1 pseudogene is annotated in these 5,801 nt (G+C 43.4%); it reads right to left on the bottom strand.

The features are described 5' to 3' along the window. Positions 1-2,532: 2,532 nt before the first annotated feature. Positions 2,533-4,467 (bottom strand): annotated as a pseudogene (gene glgB / locus PHV44_02105) (1,4-alpha-glucan branching protein GlgB). Positions 4,468-5,801: the final 1,334 nt, after the last annotated feature.

Genomic DNA, 5,801 nt, shown 5'->3' with positions numbered 1-5,801 from the left:
CGCCTTAGTTTCATCCGCCTCATTGTCAGCGATGTGGCTTTTGATTTCGTGGTGGAGAATTGTTTGCTGGTCGGGCTGTTGCCAGTAACCTATAACGTGTAGATAAACCTCTTTTGAATCAATTATGGAAGAGGCAACATTAGGAAGATCTGTTCCAGGGTATTTCTCAAGTTTTTCCGTGTCATTGGAGAGATAGAACCTTATTTGCGTTAAGGCTTCCTTGGTTTTAGCTAAATCTTCCGGAGGGCCTGTCTTAGTGATGTTTTCTGATACTTCATTTATCTGCTTTATTAATCCTTCTGCATTATCTTTAGTCAGCCCCTGGACAAGAATATTATTCCGGAGGTCATCAAGGGTAAACGCTTTAGATGTCCAGTTCTTGCCATAGAGTTTCTCTGCCTGCTCCTGGGCTTCCTTAGAGACAGGGCGGGAGAAGGGAGTAGGGTTGCTTGCGCCAACCGGCTGTTGCCCTATTCCACCATTCATCGCGCCAGCCGGAATGGACGTTTCATTCAATGCCTTTAAGATTTCAAAGGCGCTGTTTCTGGCCTTTATTGAATTATGCCTATCCTCGAAAATTCTGGTCAGTACGTCTTTAACTTCCGACGGCTTTTCTTTAGCTATCTTCGTAAATATTCTTATTGCCAAAGCTACTCTAACAGAGTGAAGAAAAATAACGATACGCTGCCTGTCAGTTGTTCCCGGGAATACTTCTGTTATACCCAAAAGAAGTTCTTCTGCTGAAAGCACTGCCTGCGGGTCAGAATCAGCCAATGCGCCGACAAGCGCATTGCCGGCCTCTACCGGATGCTGCTTACCAGCTTTTCGAATAAACTCTTCTAAGCGCCTTATCCGCTGTAATGCTTCCTCCGGAGTAGGCTCATACCACTGCCCCTGCCAGAGGTATAGGGTTTTACCCGAATCTGTTTTGCGTTCATGCAAGGCGCGGACAACACGATTGAAAACTTTAGCCGGGTCTTTGGTTGTATCCAGGATACCAAAGAGGATTTCTTCGGCACATTTTATTTCAGGATCAACAAAGGCGCCGACAACAGGACCGATAACCGCATCCGCATCATCTTTGCTGGCTTCAATTAATTTTTTCTTTATCTGCGCTGTTTCTTCGGGGCTTGCTTTCTTCAACCGGCCAACCATTCTGCTAAGAAGACCCTTTTTATCGATAACATCAGGTATTTTTCTTTGCCGTTCTTCTTCTCTCTTTCTCCTATTATAATAGCCATTGTTATTATTTTTATGAGGCGCTTCCATGGCACGTATAATTTCCTCCGCCCTTATCTGGACAACGAGCCTTCCATTATTAGACAACTTGGATTTGGCGTATGTTAAAATATAAGCCCGTATCATTCTATCTCCAAACTTTTCTAGAATTGCCATAATACCTTCGAATGTTTCTAGTGACGTGCCGGCGCCTAAGGCCTGTTCTACAAGCTTCTTATAATCAAGGGATCCTAAGCTCTTATATGATGGATTAGGCATTGGTGCCGGCAGGCCGCCCCATCCCGGGAAGAAAGCAGTAGTTAAGAAAAGGGCAACTTTTATTATCTGATTCGCATCTAATCCAAATTCTACACCCACCTCATTGGCTATCTGATGGGCGAAAGCCTCGAATTCACGGCCATCTTTGAATGTAACTTTATTTTGCTTTCTTATTTCAATATATATTCCCCACGCCTTATGTTTAGCTTGTTCTAAGGCGGTGTCCGCTGAGCCGTCGTTAGTGAAAACAATTATCTTATCCAATATTGCCCTATTTAAGAAATATTGCTTAAAAGTGCTGCTATAGATACTGTAGTCTTTGTTTGGATCTTTAACTTCTTTTTCTATATTGGCATAGTAAACTGTTTCGACCGCGCGATTTTCCCCTTGCTTGCGTAATCTCGCGTTAATCTCATCGGCAGTTAGATCTGTTATGGCAACATAAAGAGTAGAAAATTCTTTATTTATCCCGGCTGTCCGGTAATAATAAACCCCGCAGGCATCAATCTTTTCTTCCTGTTGCAGAGCGCCTATCTTCTTGAATCCGTTCTCCTGCCCGATAACAGATAATTCGGACAATTCATTTTTATCTATCACTAATTCGCCTTTGATTTCTTCAAAAGCAGTATCCCTGCCGTCTTCTATGGCAACGTGGCCGGCGCAGGATATATCAATCTTGCCCTGGGAACTATGCGCTTTTTTGCCTCTAACTCCAAGCAAAACCTCACCCTTCTTATTTATAATAATTATATGCGCTGTCCTGTGCCAATCGCCTTGCTCATGGATGGCGCCTCTCTGTTTCATTCTTCCGGTTGACTTTCCGTTCTCGTCCAAAACTTCAAGATACTCGCCAAAATCATATTTTACCTTTTGTAAAATACCAACTCCTTCTTCCAAACTCAATCCAAATCGCTTTAAGGCCTCGCATAGATTAAATTCTTCTGGTTTGGTCCCTAAAAATTCTCTAAATCTATCCTGGGGAGTTCTTGAATCCTCCTGTACTTTTGTAGTGGCGGAGGAGGCTTGGTTATTAACTTTTAATATAAGCATTCCCAAGGGCGGCAAGGTAAGATTTAAAGAATAGGGGCGATTGTGCATCGGCTCACTTGTGGCATCTACTACCCCATGATTACCCATACCGCTACCGCCATACTCGTTAGCATCGCTGTTAAGAACTTCGCGCCAAACTCCTCCGCAAGGAACGCCGATATGGTAATTATATCGCGGCTCGGGAGTCATATTGAAAACTACCACAACAGATTCGTCAGGGTTGTTGCCTCTACGGATAAAACTGATTACGCTTTGTTTGGCATCCTTAAAATCAATCCATTCAAAACCGGAAGATTCAAAATCACGCTGGTGAAGCGCCGGTTCGCTTTGATATAATTGGTTCAAGGCTTTTACGAGATTCTGTACGCCTCTATGCATATTTGAATGTTCGTCTTTTTTATCGAGAACATACCAATCAACGCTTCCGTCATGGTTCCACTCTCTATGTTGCCCAATCTCATCCCCCATAAATAAAAGTTTTTTCCCGGGCATAGCAAACATCAAGCCTAAGAGCAATCTCAAATTGGCAAATTTCTGCCAGTAATCTCCGGGCATCTTTTCTATTAATGAGCCTTTACCATGCACTACCTCATCGTGAGATAAAACTAAAGTAAAATTCTCAGAAAAAGCATACCAAGGATAAAAAGTCAATTCTTTTTGATGGTACTGTCTATGTATAGGGTCGTGTCTAAAATATTCTAACGTATCATGCATCCATCCCATTGCCCATTTCAGAGAAAACCCTAAACCTCCCCCATCTGTGGGACGCGAAACTCCCTGCCAGTCAGTAGATTCTTCAGCAATGGTCAGGATAGCCGGACACTCTCTATGGGTTACTTCGTTGAGCTCTTTCAAGAACGCTACTACCTCAAAATTCTCTCTCCCGCCATCTTTATTAGGAATCCACTCTCCTTCTTTACGTCCATAATCGCGGTACAACATTGATGCCACCGCGTCTACCCGTAACCCGTCAATATGGTATTCTTTAAGCCAGAAAAGAGCATTGCTGATAAGGAAGCTCTTTACCTCGGCACGCCCATAATTAAATATCCGCGTACCCCAATCAGGATGTTCCCCTTCTAAAGGATTTTTATGAGAATATAATTCTGTGCCATCGAATGCTACAAGTCCAGCTTCATCTTTGGGAAAGTGCGCCGGCACCCAGTCAATAATGACGCCTATCCCCTTCTGATGGAGATAATCAACCAGGTACATAAAATCCTGGGGCGTGCCGTAACGTGAACTGGGAGCAAAGCAGCCGCTTGTCTGGTATCCCCATGAACCGTAAAAGAGATGTTCGCTGACAGGGAGAAGCTCTACATGAGTAAATCCCATATCCTTAACATATTCTGCGAGCTTTTCTGCTAACTCTCTATAAGTCAACCAACTATTATCTTCTTTTTTGCGCTGCCAGGAACCCAGATGGACTTCATAAATGGAAATGGGCTTATCAGGCCCCTGATTAGATAAACGCTCATTAACCCAGGCATCATCCTTCCAAGAATAACCCAAACTCCCGACAATCGATGCATTACTAAGTTGATGTTCATTAGTAGGAAACTGATTAAAGAACGCATAAGGGTCAATCTTTTTACGGATTACCTCGTCACACCCTTTGACGGAAAACTTATAGAGATCGCCTTCTTTGACCCCCGGGATAAACAGCGCCCATATACCGTTTGAATTCACCCGGTACATATAATTTGATGTTGGGTTCCATTTATTAAAATCACCTATCACTGAAACTTCCAGGGCATTAGGAGCCCATACCGCAAAATAAGTACCTATGGCGCAGTCTCCTGTCTTAACGACATGCGCGCCGAGTTTCTCGTGCGCCTGATAATGCTTTCCTTCTACAGTAAAAAGTTGGGTATCAAAATCGCTGAAATGTAACTTATGTAATTCAGATAATACCGCCAGGTAATCTTCTTCAAGCCTTATACCCCTTACCTCTAAAAATCTTGAGAGCTCATCCGGATGGGTACTAAAATAAATCTCACTCGGCTGGCAGGCGAGCCCTTCATCTTCTGTATTCTTGGCAATATGGCCGAGGATTTCGTGGCGGAAGAAGTCAAAGATAATAACAGCTTGCGGTTTATTTAAGGTAGCGTAGGCAATGTGGATTATTTTATCGGCTATTTCTACTTTGCCAAGGAGGGTTTCATCAGGAGGTAAGTCTTTTTCTGGAGAGGTAACTATGTAGGAAAGAAGAAATTTATAGATTCCCGAAGGTGGGGCATGCTCTGTTTGGGCAAGCCAGGCGATTAACTCTCTATGAAGCCCATCTGCCTTAGCTTTGATTCTTCCTTCTAATTCTGACTCAATACCTTCCGGCATAGATAACTTCCAATCTTTCACTTTCTTGCCTTCCAAAGCAACTGTTACCTCAGCATTAGGAAGGCCGACGTCTTCTGTTTTTTCGGTGCCGGGGTAGGTGCTATCAGGTTTATTAGCGGGATTCTGGCTCCTTAATACATCTTCCCTATTTTTAAGCGCAAGCCTATACACATCTCTAGCGTATCTTTGTTCCATCGCTATGGCTGTAACCTTTGCGCTTGCCAGATATGAATTATGCATCAGATACTTCCATTGAGCCTTATCGGTATAGAATATTCTTGCAGCTATCTCAAGCTTCTGCAGAATATCAGCAGGGGCTTTACGGTAAAATAGCGCATTATCCGCAACCAAACCTTCAGAAGAAAGTTTAGTGTATGAATCAAGCAGGAATCCGCTCCCTTCACGCGTCTCTTCATTATAATCCGTTATCCATTCAACAGGCCCTGCCCCTCTTATAGCAATGTTCACTCCTCCATTTATGCCTGTTCTCTGGTCAGAAGTACCGCAGGCTTCTTCAAGGGGCCTAGGCATATTAATACATATATCCGCTCCGATCGCCTGCATCTTAAGGAGCCGGGTGTCAGAGTCAGGAACATAAATAAACCTGCCCTTAAGCTCGGGTATCTCGGACCATCTCTTAAACTCTTCAACCCAGAATCTCATATACTTATACTCAGGCCCGCCTACCACAACCTGCATCCCCAAACCGTTTACGTATTCTCTATCTTGGAAAATATAATCGAGCACAGCTTCTGTTAATTCCCTGTTATAGTCTATCTGCAAATCAGGGGTAAATTTAAACATTAAATTCTTGAGCTCATCTCTTGTAAAGCGAGCCTCTCGCTCAGCGCAAATAAGCCCGACTAAGAATCTTAACATCGGATATTGGCTCTTATAATCCACAATCCTTCTGACCG

The organism is Candidatus Omnitrophota bacterium (genome assembly GCA_028717245.1).
Classification (GTDB): Bacteria; Omnitrophota; Gorgyraeia; order Gygaellales; family Profunditerraquicolaceae; genus JAGUYA01.
The sequence above is the reverse complement of the archived record's forward strand: the minus strand, read 5'-3'. Positions and strand labels throughout refer to the sequence as shown.